General features: G+C 41.3%; 17 protein-coding genes. 5 read left to right on the forward strand and 12 right to left on the reverse strand.

Annotated elements, in window-relative coordinates:
• Positions 1–200 precede the first annotated feature (200 nt).
• The 4 genes from ACHZES_RS04365 to ACHZES_RS04380 all read right to left on the reverse strand — a co-directional run bounded on the left by ACHZES_RS04365 (position 201) and on the right by ACHZES_RS04380 (position 6,119).
• Positions 201–1,235: a Cfr family 23S rRNA (adenine(2503)-C(8))-methyltransferase gene (locus tag ACHZES_RS04365; RefSeq protein WP_395547777.1), complete on the reverse strand. Its 1,035-nt coding sequence runs from the start codon at positions 1,233–1,235 to the stop codon at positions 201–203.
• A gap of 161 nt (positions 1,236–1,396) precedes the next feature.
• Entirely contained in the window at positions 1,397–2,875 is a 1,479-nt protein-coding gene (locus ACHZES_RS04370; RefSeq protein WP_395547776.1) for an Lsa family ABC-F type ribosomal protection protein, read from the reverse strand.
• A 410-nt stretch (positions 2,876–3,285) separates the two neighbouring features.
• Positions 3,286–3,681 carry a hypothetical protein gene (locus tag ACHZES_RS04375; RefSeq protein WP_395547775.1) on the reverse strand — a complete coding sequence of 132 codons (396 nt, stop codon included), beginning with the start codon at positions 3,679–3,681 and terminating at the stop codon, positions 3,286–3,288.
• Positions 3,682–3,803: 122 nt separating this feature from the next.
• The gene (locus tag ACHZES_RS04380; RefSeq protein WP_395547774.1) at positions 3,804–6,119 is read right to left on the reverse strand and encodes an HAD-IC family P-type ATPase; all 2,316 of its coding nucleotides are present in this window, start codon (positions 6,117–6,119) and stop codon (positions 3,804–3,806) included.
• A gap of 248 nt (positions 6,120–6,367) precedes the next feature.
• Here ACHZES_RS04380 and ACHZES_RS04385 point away from each other — a divergent pair, with 248 nt between their 5' ends.
• Together ACHZES_RS04385 and ACHZES_RS04390 are read left to right on the forward strand one after the other, a co-directional pair.
• Complete coding sequence (locus tag ACHZES_RS04385; RefSeq protein ID WP_395547773.1) at positions 6,368–7,840, forward strand: ATP-binding protein; 1,473 nt, start codon at positions 6,368–6,370, stop codon at positions 7,838–7,840.
• 1 nt (position 7,841) lies between these two features.
• Positions 7,842–8,531 carry a response regulator transcription factor gene (locus ACHZES_RS04390; protein ID WP_395547772.1) on the forward strand — a complete coding sequence of 230 codons (690 nt, stop codon included), beginning with the start codon at positions 7,842–7,844 and terminating at the stop codon, positions 8,529–8,531.
• A 71-nt stretch (positions 8,532–8,602) separates the two neighbouring features.
• Here ACHZES_RS04390 and ACHZES_RS04395 read toward each other — a convergent pair whose 3' ends face one another.
• Both ACHZES_RS04395 and ACHZES_RS04400 read right to left on the reverse strand, forming a co-directional pair.
• Complete coding sequence (locus ACHZES_RS04395; RefSeq protein ID WP_395547771.1) at positions 8,603–9,706, reverse strand: slipin family protein; 1,104 nt, start codon at positions 9,704–9,706, stop codon at positions 8,603–8,605.
• A 536-nt stretch (positions 9,707–10,242) separates the two neighbouring features.
• Positions 10,243–11,475: an RtcB family protein gene (locus ACHZES_RS04400; protein WP_395547770.1), complete on the reverse strand. Its 1,233-nt coding sequence runs from the start codon at positions 11,473–11,475 to the stop codon at positions 10,243–10,245.
• 148 nt (positions 11,476–11,623) lie between these two features.
• On the opposite strand from ACHZES_RS04400, the gene ACHZES_RS04405 reads away from it, so the two are divergent.
• Complete coding sequence (locus tag ACHZES_RS04405; RefSeq protein ID WP_395547769.1) at positions 11,624–12,889, forward strand: WYL domain-containing protein; 1,266 nt, start codon at positions 11,624–11,626, stop codon at positions 12,887–12,889.
• A gap of 1 nt (position 12,890) precedes the next feature.
• Positions 12,891–13,868, forward strand: a complete 978-nt coding sequence (locus ACHZES_RS04410) for a WYL domain-containing protein (protein WP_395547768.1) — start codon at positions 12,891–12,893, stop codon at positions 13,866–13,868.
• Here ACHZES_RS04410 and ACHZES_RS04415 read toward each other — a convergent pair.
• The 6 genes from ACHZES_RS04415 to ACHZES_RS04440 form a co-directional block, all read right to left on the reverse strand.
• Positions 13,852–15,111 carry a cytochrome P450 gene (locus tag ACHZES_RS04415; RefSeq protein WP_395547767.1) on the reverse strand — a complete coding sequence of 420 codons (1,260 nt, stop codon included), beginning with the start codon at positions 15,109–15,111 and terminating at the stop codon, positions 13,852–13,854. The two genes, ACHZES_RS04410 and ACHZES_RS04415, sit on opposite strands and share 17 nt — an antisense overlap.
• 269 nt (positions 15,112–15,380) lie before the next feature.
• Positions 15,381–15,791, reverse strand: coding sequence for a GNAT family N-acetyltransferase (locus ACHZES_RS04420; RefSeq protein ID WP_038282270.1), 411 nt, complete (start codon positions 15,789–15,791; stop codon positions 15,381–15,383).
• An 85-nt stretch (positions 15,792–15,876) separates the two neighbouring features.
• Entirely contained in the window at positions 15,877–17,022 is a 1,146-nt protein-coding gene (locus ACHZES_RS04425) for an MFS transporter (RefSeq protein WP_395547765.1), read from the reverse strand.
• Complete coding sequence (locus tag ACHZES_RS04430; RefSeq protein ID WP_038282273.1) at positions 17,015–17,476, reverse strand: MarR family winged helix-turn-helix transcriptional regulator; 462 nt, start codon at positions 17,474–17,476, stop codon at positions 17,015–17,017. Before ACHZES_RS04430 ends, ACHZES_RS04425 begins: the two co-directional genes overlap by 8 nt.
• Positions 17,477–17,693: 217 nt before the next feature.
• Positions 17,694–19,211 carry a VanW family protein gene (locus ACHZES_RS04435; protein WP_395547764.1) on the reverse strand — a complete coding sequence of 506 codons (1,518 nt, stop codon included), beginning with the start codon at positions 19,209–19,211 and terminating at the stop codon, positions 17,694–17,696.
• Between the two features lie 276 nt (positions 19,212–19,487).
• On the reverse strand, positions 19,488–20,345 hold the full coding sequence (locus ACHZES_RS04440) for a helix-turn-helix domain-containing protein (protein ID WP_395547763.1): 858 nt from the start codon (positions 20,343–20,345) through the stop codon (positions 19,488–19,490).
• A 115-nt stretch (positions 20,346–20,460) separates the two neighbouring features.
• On the opposite strand from ACHZES_RS04440, the gene ACHZES_RS04445 reads away from it, so the two are divergent.
• The gene (locus ACHZES_RS04445; protein ID WP_154524357.1) at positions 20,461–21,537 is read left to right on the forward strand and encodes a mannonate dehydratase; all 1,077 of its coding nucleotides are present in this window, start codon (positions 20,461–20,463) and stop codon (positions 21,535–21,537) included.
• Positions 21,538–21,550: the final 13 nt, after the last annotated feature.

Here is a 21,550-nt window from a genome sequence, read left to right on the forward strand (position 1 = left end):
GAATGAAAAGAATAACAAATTCATAAATATTTCCAAACGAATTACTTTAAAAGCAGGCAGGTAACCGATGGATTTGTCCCAGAATCCATGTGACATACAAAAAAACAAGGTACAGATTATTATTCCTGCACCTTGTTTTCTACTATTGGCTGATGAACAAATCATAAGCATAATTTTTGATATAAAATTCGTGACAAACATCATACTTCATTTTCATAATACAACTGTCCGCATGCAGCACTAATTTCAGAACCAAATTGCGTTCTAATGGTTACGCTTATACCGGCTTTCTTTAGAGTACTGCAAAATTGCCTGATAGCATTTGAAGATTGAAATCTAATTGTTGTTTTATCAGTAGAATTATAAGGGATTAAATCAATGTGATATAAATGTCCCCACGAACCACGACTTTTCAGTAAACCTGCAACTGCTTCTGCATGATCTTTGGAATCATTAATTCCATCAAGCATGATATAAGCAATAAACACCCGCCGGCCCGTATGAATGATATGTTCATCCAATGCTTTCATCACTTCATTCAATGGAAATCTTTTATTTACAGGCATTAAATCGCTTCGTTGTTTATCAAATGGTGAATGAAGGGAAAAGGCCAGATTCACTTGTGGGAACTCTTTGGTCAATCGTTGAATTCCCGGAATAATGCCAACTGTTGAAATAGTAACTCTTCGCTGACCTAATCCAAATAATTTCTGATCCGTTAAAATTTTTATTGCATCAAATAACTCTGGATTTGCAAAAGCCTCACCCATTCCCATAAACGAAACACTACTTAGTCTATGATTGTTAAAAAGGAAATAAAGTAATTGGTCCGTTATCTCATCAGCAGTAAGATTGCGTTTAAATCCAGCACTTCCCGTTGCACAAAAACGACATCCAAAACCACAACCACATTGGGTAGATATACAAAACGATTCCCACCCCTGTTTATATTTTAGTCCAACAGCTTCTATTTTTTCTCCATCAGTTAATTCGAAGAGTAATTTTTCAGCTTGTTTGGAATCTTGTATAAAAACAGATTTTACACTTGATACACGATTTCCAAACTCATTTGTTAAAGCCTTCCTTAACGCTTTTGGCAATATCTGCATATTATCAAATTGATCGATTTTTTGATGAAAAATAGCATTAGTGAGCTGTTCGTATCTATAATCAGGTAATTTCAAATCTGATACTATTTGATTCATTTTATTATATTTTGTTTTAGTCTGTTTCACGCAGGCTTCCTCCTCACTTTTAATTGTTAGGAAGCAAAGCCAGTATGATTAGCGACTTATACTACTCCATGCAAGCGTCGCCCAAAACATCCGGCTTTGCATGGAGCCTATTGTGTGTTGCTATTAAAAACTCCTTAATCATATTAATTTCCTTTTCTACTTTACAATTTAATTGTTTTTGTTGCTACATTTTCACAAAATGTTCTGTCATGCTCGACAAACAAAATTGTAAGTTCCTGCTCCGTTAATAACTTCTCAATCTGCATACGGGAAATGACATCAATAAAGTTCAATGGTTCATCCCAAATATATAAATGTGCCCGTTCACACAGACTTTTTGCAAGCAGTACCTTTTTCTTCTGCCCACCGCTAAAATCTTCGATATGCTTTTCAAACTGTTCTCTTGAAAAATCAAGTTTTCTAAGCATGGATTTAAATAAGCTTTCATCAATACCCTGCTTATCTGCATACTCAGATAAATCACCATACAAATCTGAAGTATCTTGTGAGACATACGAGATGATTAGCTTGTTGTTCTTTCTTACAATTCCACTATGTGGGATGTCATCTCCATAAATCAATTTCAATATACTTGATTTTCCACTGCCGTTCTTTCCTTGAACAGCAATTTTTTCACCTTGCTCGATCGTGAAACTTATTCCTTCACAGACTATTTTATCGTCATATTTAATTGCAACATCTGTAAGCTCTACAAGTCTTTTATCATGGAACGAAGACGGTGCTAATTTTAAGCTTTCATTTGATTCAATATTTTTAAGAAGCTTTGACTTTTCCTCAATCATGTTTTGTTGTCTGGCTTCAATATTTTTGGCACGCTTCATCATTTTAGCAGCTTTATGTCCTACATATCCTCTGTCTAATTTGCTTCCGGAATTAGTGGTTCCATACTTACTGCTTTCAACACTATCTGACCAGGTGGAAGTCCGTTTCGCAGCGCTGGAAAGTCTGGTGATATCCCTTTTTAATTTCTCATTTTCTGCCAGCTCGTAACGATCCTGTAACTCTTTGTTACTCCACCATGAAGAAAAATTTCCCTTTTGTATTTCAATATTAGTTTTATTAATGGATAAGATATGATCGATACAATTATCCAAAAAGGACCTGTCATGGGATATAAGAATAAATCCTTTCTTTTTCTTCAAGTAATCACTCAGCTTTTGTCTGGCTTCTGCATCCAAATGATTGGTTGGCTCATCGATCAGTAAGAAGGATTTCTCCTTCAAAAACATAGCAGCCAGTAGTGCTTTGGTCTGCTCCCCTTTCGATAGTGTGTAAAACTGCCTGTATAACGTGTCATAGTCCATATCTAATAATGATAATTCTTTAACTATCTCCCAATCCTCCGAATTTGGACTGATTTCCTTTATAACATCCATGGTGAAATTACTTTGTTCCTGCACTTCATAAGGAAAATATTCAAACGTTATATTCGCTGAAATGCTTCCGCTATATTCGTATTTACCCAGCAAAAGATTTAAAAACGTTGTCTTTCCTCTGCCATTTCTTCCGGTAAAGCCTAATTTCCAATCGGTATCAATCTGAAAGCTTACATTTTCAAAAATATTATCATAACTACCTTCATAAGCAAAGGTAAGGTTTGCAACATTTATTAAAGACATATATTTGTCCTCCTCTGAATTTAATAATTTAAATAACAAAGTCGGAACAATAGGCGACCTTATTATTACTCCATATAAGTGCCGCCTGCAGTATCCGACTCTATATGGATAGAAACATGTGTTAGTAACGTGTCTTTATTTATCATAATATAATTACTCCTCCTTTTCGATTAAATAAAAATAGAGCTGCAAGAATTAATTATTCTTACAGCTCATAAATATACGCAGTTAAGCTAAACATGATAGCACAACAAAAGTGTATAAATTAAGAGAAAAAGAATATTTTTCTTGCATGAGTACAACAAAACAAACAGGACACCCCTGTTTCGCTTCGTATTCATTGTACTGGAAAAATTAGCAAGAAAAATTAATCATCTTTTCACCTCAATTTATTTTTTACCATTGTACTATCAATTGCTTGAAAAGTCAATATGAGTTTCCTGTGTTCGATTCGAGATTTCATCCTCTATAAAGTTTTTCGAAATATACATTGCACTTATGATAGGCGCAAATCGCCTGTATTGGATTGTTTCTTTGTCATATTTATTTTGAGCCTTCTCTGTTTTGCTTATGATTGATTGAACAGGCGGTAATGCTTTTAATAAATCTGTATCCGTATACATCCCTTTATTACTATCATTTTCTATTAAGGCTTTTGAAATATACAGAGCCTTTATTCTGTTTTTTAAAAGAGAATGCTGTGATGTGCCCTCTGCAAATTTCAATTGCATCTTTTCACAATTATTTATAGTAGTAACTATGAGTTGTAAGACAGCATCCAGCTCTTTTTGTGAATGATTTTCCATGTATTTCTCCTTTTAAAATCCGATAAACCATTGGCATATCTGTATCCTATCTTGCCAGCCAGCACGAGTATGGCGGCTCCCCTTTTTATTATAACAGATATATTTTATTCGTCTAACACCTTTCACTTGTCTTTCGCAAGTTTTACTATTTTGCTGTTAGTCATAAGGATTAGAAGTGTCAAAAACAGCAAGAGTCCTATAAATACTTTACCGATATAAGACAACATCGCCGTTGTCAATGCTGTAATTTCAAACAACTGCGGCAGTATCCACAGCGCACCAAACGCCCCAAGCACCATCGTTACGCAAATAAATACACGCAACTTTGTAAATGGCATACAACTTTTAATAACCGACATCATTGATATCAAAATTAAAAGCATGTACATAATTGTCTGCCTTTGCTGTGTTTCAAATGGTAAGGTAAGGCTGATAAATATGACCCCAGCTGTTATTGTCAGCGCAAATGGTGCTGCATTTGCCAATGCTGTCCTTAAGAAAGATCTGCTGGATTTCTTTGTATTCGATTCAAAAATTGTCAGAAACGATGGATATGCTTCGATAAAGGCGTCAATCAACGTTATTTGAATTGGAATAAATGGAAACGGCATATTAAATAACAGAAAGAACAGGGACAGCAGCAAAGAATAGATCGTTTTAATAAAGAATACCCCTGCTGTTCTGGTCACATTATTAATTACTTTTCTGCCTTCCAACACCACCTGCGGCAGATTTGCAAAATCTGAGTCCAACAAAACGATCTGTGAAATCTGGCGGCTGGCATCGCTGCCTTCGGCTATCGCAATGGAACAATCTGCTTCCCGGAGTGCCAAAAGATCATTCACCCCATCGCCAGTCATTGCCACCTGATGTCCTGCCCGCTTCATTGCCATTACAAGTAACTGCTTTTGTTTTGGTGTCACCCGGGCAAATACGGCATATTTCATACATATGCTGTCATAATCCGTATCCTCTCCAAAGGAGGATAAGTCGACTGCGTTTTCCCATTCCTTTAATCCCGCTTTCTGCGCGATTTTAGACACAGTTTTGACATGATCGCCAGAAATAATTTTTACGTCCACACCTTCTTTGCGAAAATACTCCAGTGTTTTTTCAGTACCTTTTCGAATGCTATCTTCTAAAATAACGGCACACATCGGTTTAATCTCATCCGGCAGTTCTCTTTCATTATCCCATTCACCATCGTAAAAACCTATTACAACAGCACGGTATCCCTTTTCGATCTGGTGTTCCACAGCCGAAGGCAAAACGTTCATAATCCGCTCCGCCGCACCGATGAACACGGTTCCGGCAGAGTTAAAGCTGACCGCGCCCCACTTCCGAAGGGAGGAAAAAGGAATCTTATAGGCCTGCTGGTATACGGAATTTGTTCCAAAATACTCTTGGAGAGCCTGAAAGGTTGCGTTATTATCATCGCACGCAGCAAGATAAGACTGAATCAGCGGCGACAGTTTTTTAATCGGGGAATCCGATAGAGGCAGCACTTCTTTAACTTTCATCTTACCATCTGTAATGGTTCCCGTTTTATCAAGGCACAGAACATCCACATGCGCCAGCGTCTCCAGGGAATAGATATTCTGAACCAGAATCTTCATATTTGCCAGGCGGATCACGCCGGTAGCAAGGGAAACGGCAATCAGGAGTACCAATCCTTTGGGCAGCATCCCCAGTAATGCAGCCGAAGAAGATACGATCGCTTCTGAAACCAACACATGCCTGAGCGTTATTGCTTCAAGGAATAACAGAATCCCCAACGGTACAATGAGAAAGCTTGTAAAGCGGGTCACCTGTTTCATGGAGCCAAGCAATTCAGACGATACCCTCTTTGTCTTTTTTGTTTCCTCCATGAGCTTCACAGCATAATTCTCACTGCCTATGTGCGTTGTTTTTGCATAACATTTCCCTGAAACGACAAAGCTTCCGGAATAAAGCTCACTGCCCTCTGTCTTTAAAATGGCATCACTCTCGCCGGTTAACAGCGATTCATTAACTTCTGCCATACCGTCAAGCACGATCCCGTCATTGCAAATTTGATGTCCGCTTTCCAGTACCATCACATCATCTATTACGACGTCCCCGGTTTCAACGACAATTTCTCTGCCATCTCTTACCAATTTTGCCTTTGGCCGGTTTAAGATCGACAGCTCGTCTATGAGCTTTTTGGCCTTTAGTTCCTGTGCAATTCCGATCGCAATATTGACGATGATGATCACAATAAAAATCATATTAGAATAAGCGCCGACAGCAAAAAGCAAAGCTGCAATGATAAAATTGAGCAAATTAAATAATGTAAAAATATTTTCTTTCAATATCTGCGCTTTGGTCTTTGTAATGGAACCTGGTATGTTTCCCAAATCTCCGCATTCTTTTCGGTCCATTACTTCCTGCGTAGATAGACCTTGGATTGATTCTTCCATGTTATTCCTCCATTTATAACCAGACTTATTTTCCGATTACTTAACCATATTATCTCAACATAAAGTCCAGTTAAATTGAAGTTAAACTCTTCATAAACTATAAAAATGGTTTTGTTCATTTGACAAAACCACTTTTCTGTGCAATATAATAAAGTGGCAATTATTTTTATATTGTTTATGCAGGGTTTAAGTCTAACCAAAAAAATTATGTTATACTTTAGAATATTGTTTACAGGGTGGTGTTTTATATGATAATAAAAACAATATTTAATAAAAAAATAACAATAAAAAAACGACTTGTTATTTCCAATATTTTGATGATCATCGTACCGGTAATAATCACTTCATTTATTGGGATTATTTGCGCGGGCATTCTCTGGTTTGTCGTCACATCTGGCGCGGGACTGGGTTTTAATGACAGCGAAGACTTTTATAAGGCCAGTCGGGGCATTTCCATGATTGTCGAAAAATCACTGAAGAAAGATAAACATGAAAACCTTGTGAAAGATTTGTCTTGGATCAGCGGAATACTTGACGAAAACGCCATGGCGTTATCTGTGGATTCTTCCGGTAAAACGCTCTATCAGTACGGGCGAGCAACCGAAGCTGATGGAATTCTAATGGAAGCTGAAGCCATCTTGGGAGGCAAAGGCTTCGTTTCCAACGGGACACGTGAGCTATATGTTCAGCAAGTTGAAAATGATGGTGCCGTTTACCGCATCGCAATCTTTGCCAGCCCTTCGGAGCTATCCCACCGGACCCTAAAAGTTGTTCTTGTAATATTGGCGTTCATTCTTATGTTTGCCATACTCATCTCCATCCTGATTACAAACCGATTTCTCACTAAATTTGTATTCCAGAAAATCGAACATCCGCTGGACATTCTCTCTGACGGCGTAAGGCAGATCAGCGACGGAAATTTAGAGCACCGCATTGTATATGAATGTCAAGACGAGTTCGCACCTATCTGTGCCGATTTTAATGAAATGGCCGCCCGGCTCAAAGCTTCCGTGGAGCTGACTAAGCAGCATGAGCAAAGCCGCAAGGAACTGTTAGCCGGTATTTCCCATGACCTGCGCAGTCCGTTAACTTCTATACGCGCTTATGTGGAAGGGCTTTTGGATGGCATTGCCAAAACACCGGAAACCCAAAAAGGATATTTAGAAATCATCAAAAACAAAGCTGAAGACATCGATCGTATGTTATCCAAGATTTTCCTGTTCTCCAAGATGGAGCTGGGTGAATATCCAGATAACCCGGAGCTCCTACGGCTTGACGATGAAGTTCGGCAGTTCATACGTGCATTAGGTACGGAGTACGAGGAAAAGGGACTGGTTTTGTCCGCCAATGCTCTCGTACCGGCAACGGTGTTGGCTGATCCGGATCAGCTTCGGCGTGTGCTGACCAACATTATAGAGAACAGTGCTAAGTATAAAACAAAGGTTACTGGTACTCTGACCATCTCCCTGCGGGAGGATAAAGGCGGATACCGCCTTTCCCTTTGTGACGATGGTCCCGGTGTCCCGAAAGAAGCACTGTCCCACCTGTTCGAAGTGTTTTATCGCAGTGATCCTTCCCGGCAGAATCCTCATTGCGGCAGCGGTCTTGGTCTTGCTATCGCCGCCAATGCGATACTGCGTATGAAAGGAACGATTGAAGCAAAAACCGGCAAAAATGGTGGTCTGGAAATTGTGATTTGGCTGCCAAAAGCGGAGGAATAACATGGAAAGAATACTGATTATAGAAGATGATACAGATATCGCAGCGATTGAGCGAGATTATCTTGAGATCCATAACTTTAAAGTGGAAATTGCGACGAATGGGAATACCGGTTTGGAAAAAGCATTGCAGGGCTGCTACGATCTAATCCTGCTTGACCTAATGCTTCCCGGTATTGACGGCTTTACCATCTGCCGCAAACTGCGGGAGACACTGGACATTCCTATCCTGATGGTCACGGCACGATGGGAGGATATTGATAAGATACGCGGACTGGGACTTGGTGCGGATGATTACATTGAAAAGCCTTTTTCTCCCAGTGTGCTGGTAGCACGGGTTAAGGCAAACTTGGCACAATATGCCCGATTAAAGAAAACGGATAAGACTGAGCCGATACAGATTACAATCGGCAACATCCGAATTAGCTCCGATACTCGCAGGGTCTATGTAAATGACATTGAAATCGAGTTAAAAAACAAGGAATATGAGCTCTTGCTGTTTATGGCGCTTAACGCAGATGTGGTCTTCAGCCGGGAAACGCTTTACGAGCGTATCTGGGGTATGGAGGCCATAGGCGATAATGCCACTGTCGCCGTCCACATCAACCGGCTGAGGGACAAAATAGAGGAAGATCCGGGCAACCCCCGGTATATCCAGACGGTACGGGGTGCTGGTTATCGGCTTATGGCGTAAAATTCACAAACAGGCACCTCTGGCACATTTTCGTGCCAAGGGCAGCCTATTTGTGAAATCTGCTATTATGTTTAAGCGAATCCTCCCATCAGCTCCCGCAGCTGCTCCAGCAATGCGCCGCTGCCGGCTACGTTGATATTGCCGACCTGCATGCAGATTCGTTCCAAACACTCTAACTCCTTTAATTTATACAGCGTTTTATTCTCATCCATGAGCTTTGCCGTATTTAAAAGTGACCGAGTGGAAGCCACTTCCTCTCTCCTGGTGATAACATTGGCCTGAGCTTTCCGTTCGGCGATCAGTACGGTATTCATAATCTCCCGGATCTCTCCCGGTAAGATAATATCCTTAATACCTACGGTCATAAATTCAATGCAGTAGTCATCCTGCACTTCTTTCAGCTGTGTGCAGATAAAACCGGAGATTTCTTCTTTCTGCTCCAGTATCTCATCCAACCGATATTTGCCGATGTATTCTCTAACCACCAACTGCACGCAGGCATATATCTGAGCTTCTTGATTCTTAATGGTCTCAAGCATTCTTTTCACCTGAGTGACCCGGTAAGTGCATAAAAGATTGACTCTGATACCGATTCGGTCGGCTGTCAGGATTTCCTGGCCGTTGATCTCTATGGATCTCGCTCTTAAATCAATCACCTGACATACTACGTCTTTGGCATAAGTCCAATAAAAGTAGGTACCAGCCGCCAATTCGCCCACCATTAGGTTGTCAAAATACAAAACACCGGTTTCACCCGTTTTAATCTCAATTTTCTTATAATATTTTAGCGGAATATGAGCCAGATAGGACTTGGTGATCTCCGCCTTCATTTTCGGCTCTCTCATATCCAACAGTTCATAATCATATCGATTCCAATTGTTCCAATACAGATATACCGGTTCAGTCAGCACCTGCTGTACCACACCATTTAATCGCAGAATGCCGATGTGTCCCTCGGGTATCTTAATATGTAAAACTTTATCAGCAAATGTTTGATCCTGCAATAATACCTCTGCAGGCAATGTGCCAAAACCGACGGAACCTTCCATTTTTTCTATTACAACTTGATAACCGAGCATTCCTGGATACCAGTATTTTCCGCAGTATAAGGTTTTGATAAAAATACCATCCTTTATTAAAAAACCACATTGGTTCTGATTAATTATATATTTCATAGCTTTCACCTCTTATTTATGATTCACGCTTGTTATAGATGTCGTTTGAGAATGTAAGCCTGATATCTGCCGCAGAGATGCTGCGGACCGATCGGCTTCAGCCTGGTTTCTGATCTGGTACCCGGCCGCCCGGAAAGCAATCTTTTGACTTTCCTTCTGGACGGGCATGAGACCGAAAACTGTACTGCAGCGAATGATCAGTGCGAGGCTGCTCCTCTGTTGCCATAACTGCATGACGGGACCGATACCGACGTCCCCTGGTTACCGGAGCTAGTCGGTTATCTAATTCCGCTAGCAGACTGGCAGGCAGATACCATGTTTACATTTCATAAAGTGGGACACTTAACAGGTGTCTTTTTGATTTCTCTACCATTGAGATACGGTTCCATAACCGGCAGGATTTGAACCTGCAACAAATCAATTTGGGCGATTTTGTGGATTTATCTTCCACCTCGCATTTATATAATTCCTGCGGCATACCGAACTGTATTACAGCCGGCACCATCCAGCTCTGTACGCTGGTATATAGCAGGCAATTACCCTTTTACCACTGCGACGGTCTTTAGCTGAGATACAATCTCTACCAAATCAGTCTGATTTTCCATCACAGTCTGTATATCTTTGTAAGCAAATCGGCTTTCTTCTGCCACATCTGCCTTTTTTGTTTTACCCAGGACAATCCCCTGTTCTTTCAGATCATTTAAGACCTCTTCACAGCTAAACGCGGCCATTGCACCCTTACGGGAATAAGCCCGGCCTGCACCGTGGGAAGATGTGCAAAAGCTCTCTTCATTTCCCTTTCCTTTGACTACATAGCTATAGGATCCCATTGCACCAGGAATTACTGCCAGTTCCCCATCGCGGACTCTGGTGGCACCTTTGCGGTGCACCCAGACATTTTTATCATAATGATTTTCCAAAGCTGCATAGTTATGATGACAGTTAATCTCCTGACCAAACAAGACCTCCTGGTTTAAGTATTTCCGAATCTTCAAGGCAACAATTTCCTTTACATTTTCCATCATCCGGGCCCGGTTTTCAAAGGCATAGTCCATAGCCAGATTCATCCAGGTAATGTATTCCTGTCCTTCGTTTGATTCAACCGGCAGAAACGCCAGCCGATATTCATCGGGCACCTGTGAATACCACTCCGTATTCAAGGCTCTGGCTTTCTTATGGTATACATCGCAGATGCTCTTGCCAAAATGGCGGCTGCCGGAATGTAACATAATTCCTAAATAACCATCCTGATCTTCCTGCAGTTCAATAAAATGATTTCCGCCGCCCAGGGTACCTACCTGGTAATAAGCAGAATCAATCAAAGGAAACAGCTCCGGATTGCTTTGGTATTGTTCAGCACGAGTAAGAGCTTGATCCAGTACCTGGGATAGCTGTTTTTCTTTATGGGATTTAAAACCCACCGGAACATTTCGCATAATATCTGCAATGATCGTCTGTACCAACGTACCGTTACCAGTCATTACTTCTTTAAGTTCGGCAGCCTTAATATCGGTAGAGACAAAGTTCATTCCGCATCCGATATCCACGCCAACTGCGTTGGGAATAATGACGCCTTTGGTAGCAATCACACCACCGATGGGCATTCCCTTGCCGGTATGCGTATCTGGCATCAGGCATACCCACTTATGTATAAAAGGCAGATCGGCCAGGTGGTACGCCTGCTCCAAACAGCTTTCCTCAATCTGATCTATATTTTCCAGCCAGACCTTGATCGGCTTTCTTGTTTTTTCATTATAAATAACAAACATTTTTTCTTTCCTCCGTTTCCATCTTTTACCATGGCTATATCATAGCACCGTATTTTCTATTTATCATTTAAAAAAAGTTGCGAACTTAACCATTGTCCTTATATAATAGACTCAACGAATACATTTCAATGAGCAGGAGCACAAAACCATGGCGGAATTCAACGAGCTAATCAAACATTTTAATAAAGTACGCACTTATGTCCGGGATTTCTATGTCTATGGTTTCAAATCTCGGATGGATTATCCAGAATCTGGCCGGCGCACTTACGACAATGAGCGGCGACGGATTGAAAGCTGGTTTGCTGATTATATTCAGTACGACTATGATTCTAGCCATAAAAAATCGGTTGCCATCACTATGGACAGCAACCGAATCGACAGTAATCCTTTATTTAATGTATGGAAAACCAAAAGCTTTACAAATAATGATATTATGCTGCACTTTTTTCTGCTGGATCTGATGCAGGACGGGGAATCCCGCAATGTGGATGCCATAAACGATGAATTGATAGAACGTTATCAGGTTCTGTTTGAAGTACAGACGGTTCGGAATAAACTGATGGAATATGAACAGAACGGGCTGTTTATGGTAAAAAAAGAAGGCCGGCAGCACGTGTATATGGCTTACCCGAATTGGCTGACCAGCCATCCGGATCTATATACTGGACTGAAAGAAGCAGTTTCTTATTTTCAGACCGCCGCCCCCTTTGGTTTTATTGGAAGCACCATCCTGGATTCACTCCGATGCCGGAATGATCATTTTCGGTTTCGCCACGATTATCTTGCACATACCCTGGAGGATGAGGTTCTGCTGCCACTGCTTACAGCCATTAAGGAAAAACAACGAATATCAATTCAGATTAAGCATATCAGAAGTGGGCATATAAATGAGTTTGAGTGTGTTCCGCTAAAAATCCGGGTCAGTACCCAGACCGGCCGCCGCTACATATGTGTCCGCAGGCTGGCAGACAGGCGTCTGTCGACTTACCGGCTGGACAGTGTTCAAAATGTTTCACCGCTTAAATCCGAATCGGATTATGATCGATATTTAACCGGCTATGAGAAGAACAACCGCTATACCTGGGGTGTTTCCTTTGGCTGCCGCCGGGAGCCAGAACAAGTTTGCATGCAGATAAGCCTGGATGAAATGACTGAAGGCTACTTGATTAACAGACTTAATCGGGAAGGCCGTCATGGACAGCTGAAACGAATCCAGTCAGATATCTACGAATATACGATTGAGTGTTGGGACAGTGCTGAGATGATTCCCTGGATTAGAACTTTTACCGGACGCATTCTTAAATTCACCTGTTCAAATAAGCAGGTAGAACTACGTTTCTGGCATGATATGAAGCGAATGCAAAAGATGTATGCTGAGGATACCAGCGAAACCATGTCTTTAGGAGGACAGTAACATGGAACTCTTTTCAGAAATATATAATTGTTATTATCAGGTTGTTGCCAGAATACTGGAGGAAGCCTCCCAGACAACGATAAGTCCAGCCGAAATGGCTAGAATTGCCGAGAAATATGGTTACGACGAAAGTGCGCTTACCATCATTCCTCATCTGCTTGATGGCGACTGGGCTTTGCTTATACCGGACGAAGGTGGTAAGAATTTTGCTTCCCGATTGTCGCAGCCCGTCCGCGTTCCTTTTACCTCGCTTCAAAAATCCTGGCTGAAGACGCTGCTTGAAGACGAACGGATCGGCCTATTTTTCACTGACGAACAATTGGAACTGCTACGGCAGCTATTGGCAGATACCGCCCCACTGTATGATCCGTCCGCTTTTCAATACTTTGATCACTATCAGGATCGGGATGTAATTAACTCCTCTTTTCGGCAGCACTTTCAGCTGATTCTAAAAGCTATAGAACAACACCAAACACTTAAACTCTCCTATTACTCAGTTAAAGGACGACTGATGGAGTTTACCTATCTGCCCTGCAGGATTGAATATTCCGCCAAAGACGGCAAGTTCCGGCTCTACGCCCTTTATCGCCGACGAAATGGCTGGCGCATGGATATTTTACATATTGGGCGAATATTAAAGATAGAAGAAACGGGATATTATATCGAAGAGCCGATTGATATGGACCAATTTACAGAAGATTCCCTCTGTCAGGAACCGATTGTTATAGAAATTTCAGATGATCGAAATGCTTTGGAAAGAACCATGCTTCATTTTTCCTGTTACCAGAAAAAGGTCGAAAGAATAGATGAAACAGGTAAGTATCGCTGTTCCATCTATTATGATAAAACCAGGGAAACCGAGCTATTAATTCAGGTGCTGGCCTTTGGCCCAGTGGTACGGGTACTGGGACCGGATTCGTTTCTGAATCAGGTCAGGGAGCGGGTCAGCCGGCAGCAAAAACTCACAATTTCTTTCTAATGTTTTTCATGATAAACCCGCTTTCAGGCAAAGTTGGAATTCTTGAAAGGCTGTAGGTTAAGTCTTGTTCCGGAACTTCAAAGTCAACTTTATTTACAAGAAAATTTATACTTGCTTTCATCATTTCAATTGTAATACCTTCACCAGGACAGCGATGCCCTTTTCCTGGATCGCCACCGCCTTGAGGAATAAAACTAAATGTCCTGTCTTTTTGTTCTTTAAAGCGCCCTGGCCGAAACTCATCAGGATCACTCCATATTTGGGAATCATGATTCATCCCATAAACATCAAGCAATACCAGTACTCCTTTTTTAAATTCGTACTGATTCCATACAAAGTCCTTGTGTACCCTGGCTCCTAAAAATGGGGTAAACGGATAGTATCTGCGTACTTCCTGCACAAACATTTCAAAATAATTGTTATCGCCATGCATCAATTCTTCATGGCACTCAGGATGTTCATACATAGCTAAAGCTGTAAAAGTAATGTATGTTGAAATAGCAACAATAGGTCTTATTACATTAATAAGTTCTTTTGCAGCCATTGGTAACTCCATTTGGCTGCCATCAGGCTCTCTGTGAAAAGCCATTAAATGAAGTGCGGAATCTTTTTTTACTATGAGCTTCTCTTGTCTCACATCGTCTATAATTCCTCCTATCCATTCCTCGGTCCTATTGCGTGCCGCCTTTCCTTTCCAGTATCTGGGTCCGACACCACCCAGTCCGTCAACCATAGCGCAAAAGTCATCTGCCCTGCTTTCGACATCAGACTCCGCCAATGGAACTCCGGTCCAGAAACATGCTATCTTACATATAACATTTTTAGCTTCGTGAAATAGTACTACTTCTTCCATATTCGCCCATTTATTAACGGAAGCTTCCATTTCTTTCTCAAAAAGTGCCGCAAGTTCTTTTTGATGAACCTCAGTCATTAAAGACATAAATAATAGTTTTCGCTGAATATGTGCCTGATTGTCCATCCCCTGAATGGCATTAACTCCAAACAGTGTTTTTTGTATTCTCTTTGGCATTGCACCTTTTCGTTGAAATAGCTCTTCATTATAAAAAATTTTACATGCTTCTTCTCCACTAATGCAAATTGCTTTTTCTCCCATGATATGAGTTTCGAAAATATTGCATTTATAAAGATCCATTCTGTTTTTAATGAATAAATACCCTTCTTCCAATAATTTAAGAGTGTGATCTAAGCCTTTATCCTGCACAATTCTCTCTTTAACTTCCATTCCTTCTCTACCTTCAATTTCTATTATAATTTTATTTTACTGTAAATACTTTTGGGTTTATTATCGCTATATTATCGATAAATATTCATAGAAAACAGACCTTAATCCACTGTTTCTTTGCAATGAAAGCAAATGGTTTCTGAGATCAATGATATTTAAAAGGCAGCTACTATTTAACAACAAAAGGTTGTCAAATGGTAGCCGCCCACTATAGGCTTCCTGCTATTTCGTACCTGTTATTTCACATTCTCTCGGAGAACGGACTCCAATTATATCTTTCTCATCATACCAACAGACTTTGGAGCCGAATACTCAAACCCAAATTTTTTATATAGTTCATCTGCCGGAATATCAGCAATCAGGCTAACATAAGAATTTTTCGGAATGTTATTCTTCAGGTATGTATCTATTTCTGACATAATCCGTTTACCTAGTCCATTTCCTTGATATGAGGGGGCAACGGCAATGTCCACGATATGATAAAAGCAGCCTTTATCCCCTATAATTCTTCCCATACCAATTAGTTTTTCAGAATCCCTTAAAGTAACAATAAAGATGGAGTTTTTCAATCCAACTTCTGATCCCACTTCATCTTTTGGACTCAATCCGGAAATTATTCGTAAATTATTATATTCCTGTGCATCTGGAATTTCGTATGAAACAGCTATATCCATATTCATAGTTCCTTTCCCTGATTTTTATATTGAAAATCAACTATCTATTCTAATCTCAAATATATCCGCTATTAAGTGGCAGGTAATTATACTACTTTTCTGCTCTCCCTTTAAGTCTTAAATTAATAAAATAAAGAATCCCCGCCAAAAATGGGAATATAGCCATCCATGCAAACATCATTTCATATCCTGCAAAAGTGGATATGATTCCTGCCAAAACTGCACCGGCCCCGATCCCGCCATCAAAACCCGTAAAAAATGTGGCATTTGCGGCACCGGTTCTTTCCTTAGGGACTTTAATAATTGCCATTGTCTGTAAACTGGATTGGGCTGCACCTATGCCAGTACCATAGATCACCGCACAAATCAGAAAAGTAATTAAGCTGTTACTTACTGAAAGCAACAGTAATGCGATCGGTATTAGAAGTACCCCCGACCAGATACCTACGCCAAATCCCCTGCGATCAACCAGCTTTCCAAAGAATGGACGAGTAATTAGCATACTGATAGCATATACAGTAAAAAAGGCTCCTGTACCTGAAATGGATTTTTGTACTCCATACAGCGCCAAAAAGGTAATGATCGCCCCCCATGTAATCATAATTAAAAATATAACTACGGAGGGTAAGGCAGCTTCTTTCGCATACAAAGATGGTCTTGGAGTCATCGAACTCTGTACAGCAGGACGGTTATTAAAATTCATGATAAATACCAAAAAAATAGCAATTATTAGAAAAGCAGCTGCCAGTATAATATTTTTCTGCATCCCAAGCGACAAGGAAATCGCCGGAGCAAGAGCCATAGCAATACTGCTCGCAAGGCTAAAATATCCCATACCCTCAGAAAAACGTTCTTTTTGTATGTTATCGGAAGCTGTCGTGCTGCACGCAGTATTAGCGATTCCCCAGGCCATTCCGTGAGCGCATCTGATGACAATGATAATTTCAATCAACGGAAAAAACCTATACGATGTTGTTATTAATAGCATACCGATTAATCCCATAACAAAAATCCATTTTCGTCCGTATTTATCCAATGCAATACCGGCAAAGGGACGAATCAGCAATGTGGCAATTGTCATGATTCCTTGCAGCCATCCCAGAACACTGTCATTCGCTCCAAGTGATTTCAAATAAGGCGGTAATGCCGAAGGAAATAATTGAAATGAAAAAAACATAAAGAAGTTCACCAATGTAATGATCACTAAATTACTTGTCCAAAGCTTTGTTTTATTCATTTTCGTACTCTTTCTCTGATAATAGCATATTCTCAGAAATAATATTATTCAAGACCTTCTGCATGAGAGTCAGGAGTTGTGTAATTTCAGTCTGAGATAGCTCTCTTGTTGATACTTCAATAATTTTCTGAAATATACTCTGTACAAAAGGAGATTTTTCCCGCCCTTTTTCTGTCAGATACAAATGCTCTAACCGGCCATCCTCTTTGTCTTTCTTTCTTATGACATACCCCTTTTCCGTTAGGTTTTTCACTGCTTTTGCGGTAGTAGATTTGCTTATGTGCAAATGCTCACTTAATTCTTTTTGTGACAAGCCTTCTCTCAAAGAAATAACAAGGAAAAAATCATATTGTCCATTTTTTATATCTAAATCATTTAAAGTACTACTAAGCAGAATTTGTATATTGCGATAGATCGCAGCATTTACCTGTCCTACGTTAATGTTATTTTCCATACTAATCACCTCTTTCAATATAGTTGCAAAGGAAACTATCTCTAGTTTAACACAAACTAGTTTCCTTTGCAACTAATTTTTATCACTGAATGCTATCGTTTTACTATGTCGCATTCCATGCCGAAATATAACCAGTCTATATCGGCTGATCGCGGCAGATACACAAAAAAGGTACTCCAACCGTCTGTAAAACGTTTGAAGTACCTTTTTCCATATCTTATTCTGCTTTCGGAACCACTGGTATATCCGCCTCCGGAACAGTAGTCTCCGAACCACCAACCCCAGGTCCGATCTCAGAATTCTCCTGCGCTTCCGTGGTCTGCGGCTGTGTCTCTATAGGCGGCTGGGATTCGGTTTCCGCCGGAGGCACTGTGGTATTCCGGCTAATGACTGCAGGCTTTCCTTTATAAGTACTATTATGAAGCGGTTCTTCCTTTATCACCGTATCTCCCTTTTTATACACCCGGTAGCTTTTGTAAACGCCACCGATGGTACCCTTATCGACTACTTTTTCTGTTCCATAGGGCAATGCAGGATTTTCCTCATATACAGGCTCCAGCGGCTCCAAATCACGGATTTTCTCGGAACGGATTGACACTTTCACCCCATCCTCCAGGACAGGAAGTCCCACCAGAGATATCTTTAAACTTTTTCCGTCAAGTGCAGCCCGGATCGCCAAGGGTTGATTGCTGGTATTTACAAATTTCAGATCCGGACCAGCGTAGCCATCAAAGCTGACCATAGCATCCTGTCCCTTTTCCACATAAGACGGCGCAAAGCTGTGAGCATTGCGCTCCGTGGTTTTAAAACCGACTTCAATGATTGCATGATACAGGGTGGTAGACACCTGGCACACGCCTCCGCCCGGTTCCTCTATCAGGACTCCGTTCCGATATGCGCCGGCAGGCTGATATCCTTTTTCCTTTGTACGGTTCCCTGTGGTATTGTTAAAGGAAAACTCTTCTCCTGGCTTAAGAATAAGTCCATTTATGGAATCCACTGCCAGACGAATGTTTTGATTTCTATTTTTATTATCCGTTGTTGTCGTTGTAAAGGTTCCGATGACCTCGTACTGCTCTTTTGCCTGGGCCTGAGTCCTTTTAGGAGGTGTTACCGTAAAACCAGCCATGATTTCAGCCTGGTAATTCCCTGATTTTACCGCATCCAACAGCTGCTCCACCAACTTTTCCTGATCCAGAGCCCGGCCGTTCTGTTCTTTTGTATACACGAAAGCTCCGGTTGTCTTATTAAAAGACTCCAGCTCGGAGTTAACTGCGCCTTTATCCCAGCGTTCAGCAAGCGAAGCTGCCTGACTGATAAATGGCTCTCTTAATGCCTCATAATCAATTTCATACTGCTGCGCTTGATCCGGGGGTGTTTCCTCCAATTGCTTCTTTATCGCCTGAAGCTGTGGTTCTATAAGATTGTCCAATAAAACAGAATCCTTCCCGTCACTGACAATCAACTCCCACTGATAACGCTCCATCAGGGTTTCTTCTGCCTCCTTTACCGTAAGCCCGGTCAAGTCTGTCTGTCCAACCCTGGCTGCGGAAAGGATTTTATCCGTTAAGTCTGCGGTGGTTTCCTTTTCTGTCTCTCCGACCGGCTGTAGACTGTTGGAACTGGCCCTGGAATACAGATAGCCTCCGGCCGACAGGGCCGCTATGAAGAGCACGCCAACAGCTATGTTTCTATTTCTTTTTCTTCTTTTTCTTATTTCCCTATACTTACCCATTGATTCTATTCCGCTCTCCTTTCATCGTCTCCGATACTTTTCATAGTATCCTAGGAAAGCTGCCCGCTTGCATAGCCAAATGCAACTTAATAATTAGGAGCCACTACCCTAATGCTGCATCTCTTTTGCAATGTAATGTTTTTCATTTCTGTACTTTTTATAGTTACAGTTTGTAACTGTAACTATATCATTTACACTTCCTTGTGTCAAGGGTTCTGGTAAGATTTCATGACAAATATTGTCAACAGATAAAAGCATGAATTCAAGCAATCTCAGTTATCTGTTCATATACGATGCGATGTTGTATTGTTGTAAAAATCTTCTAGGAGATGTACCATATACCTCATTAAATACATGGTAAAATCTTCCGGAACTTCCAAATCCCGATTCATATCCAATGTCCGTGACAGAATAATCGGAATGGAGCAAAAGATTGACAGCATAGTTCAATCGCTGACGGTTCAGATATGTGGAGGGAGTCACCCCAAAACACTGTTTAAAGGTACGACAAATATGCTCCTTGCTGCGGCCACTGGCGATGCAAAGAAAATCCAGCCCTTCACTACGATGTTCGCCGGACTGCCAAAGGGTAAGCGCCGAGGCAAGCCACGACGGAACTGTCTGATGAAATGCCGAATCTTCCTGAGGCGGAAGAAAATAATGGGTCACAACGTCAAACAGGAGGTGGCGCAATATGGTCCGAATTCGCTCTCCTTCATTCACTGGAATCGTATTTAGCCATTGCATCTTTTCCTGCAGTGCTAAAAATTCCGGTTGTCCAAGCTGAACCGGCGGAACCACGATCATGTCGAGAAGGCGCATTTCTCCTTTCGGGTCGCATAAATAATAAAAGAGCGCCTCAATTGCCGACGACGGAAACGCCAGATTAATATGAGCACTTTCTTCTCCCGCTTTGGAGTGAATATCGCCGGGGCGAATCAATGCTATCTGCCCAGATTGCAGGACGAAGCTTTTTCCGCACAACGTTAATTTCAGAACACCATCCGTCACAAGGACAATCTCATAAAAATCATGAACCTGTGGGTACTGTGATAAGTCGATCTGAGTGTAAAAACGATAATGGGTTTCTGTATAATGGTTGATGAGCATCGCATCATTCACAATATGCAACATTTGAAATGCCTCCATTTATTCTTTAACATCAATATACAGCATAATTGAATAGAAAAGCAAGAAGATTTATTCCGCTTAAATCAGTATACTGGAAGAAAAAAAGGAGCTTGTACTCATGTCACAAATCAAACTCGGACTCGGGTTATACCGCCATATGCTGACAGATGAAAACTTTGCATTCGCCAAGCAGTGCGGGTGCACGCATCTGGTTATCCATCTGGCGGACTATTATTCCAATCAAATCGTCACAGCTACAGATGATAAAACTAACTATGGACAGGCAAAGGCACTGGAACCGATCTGGCAGGCAGATTCTATGATTGCATTGCAAAAAAAAGCACAAAGTTATGGCCTGACGATTTACGCCATTGAAAATTTCAGTCCGGCAGACTGGTACGACGTTTTGCTGGACGGACCTAAGCGCGAGGCCCAGATGGAACATCTGAAAGAAATCATCCGCAATGCAGGAAAAGCCGGAATACGGTCGTTCGGCTACAATTTCAGCCTTGCCGGGGTATGGGGCCACCAAAAAGAACGCTCTGGACGCGGCGGCGCATATGGAACTTGTTTTGATGCATCAAGGATCAAATTGGACGCACCGATTCCAAACGGCGAAATATGGAATATGACCTATCGTTCAAACGAACAAGGCGTTTTAGCACCAATTACTTCTGCAGAACTTTGGGCACGTCTTCGACGCTTTTTAGAAGAAATTCTTCCCGTCGCAGAAGAGTCCGGTGTAGAACTGGCTCTGCATCCAGATGACCCTCCCCTGGAAGGGCTTCGCGGTATGCCCCGGTTAGTTTATCAGCCGGAACTTTATCAGAATGTCATTGATATTTCTTCCAGCAATGCTAACAAGCTGGAATTTTGCATGGGAAGCATTCAGGAAATGACCCATGGTAACATCTACGATGCAATCAGTCAATATGCCGGACAAAACCGCATCAGCTATATCCATTTCAGAAACGTAAAAGGAAAAGTACCAAAATATCAGGAAGTTTTTGTAGATGACGGCGATATTGATATGCCGAAAGCTCTGGCGCTTTTGGAGCAATATGGCTTTGATGGCGTCATCATACCGGACCACACTCCAGAAATCACCTGCGGCGCTCCCTGGCATGCTGGCATGGCTTACGCACTGGGATATATGCGTGCGGTGCTTCAAATGCTGGATAAACAATTATCTTAATATATAAATGAGG

Origin of the sequence: Lacrimispora sanguinis, from assembly GCF_044987295.1 — a bacterium.
In the GTDB taxonomy this organism is placed as follows: domain Bacteria; phylum Bacillota; class Clostridia; order Lachnospirales; family Lachnospiraceae; genus Lacrimispora; species Lacrimispora celerecrescens_B.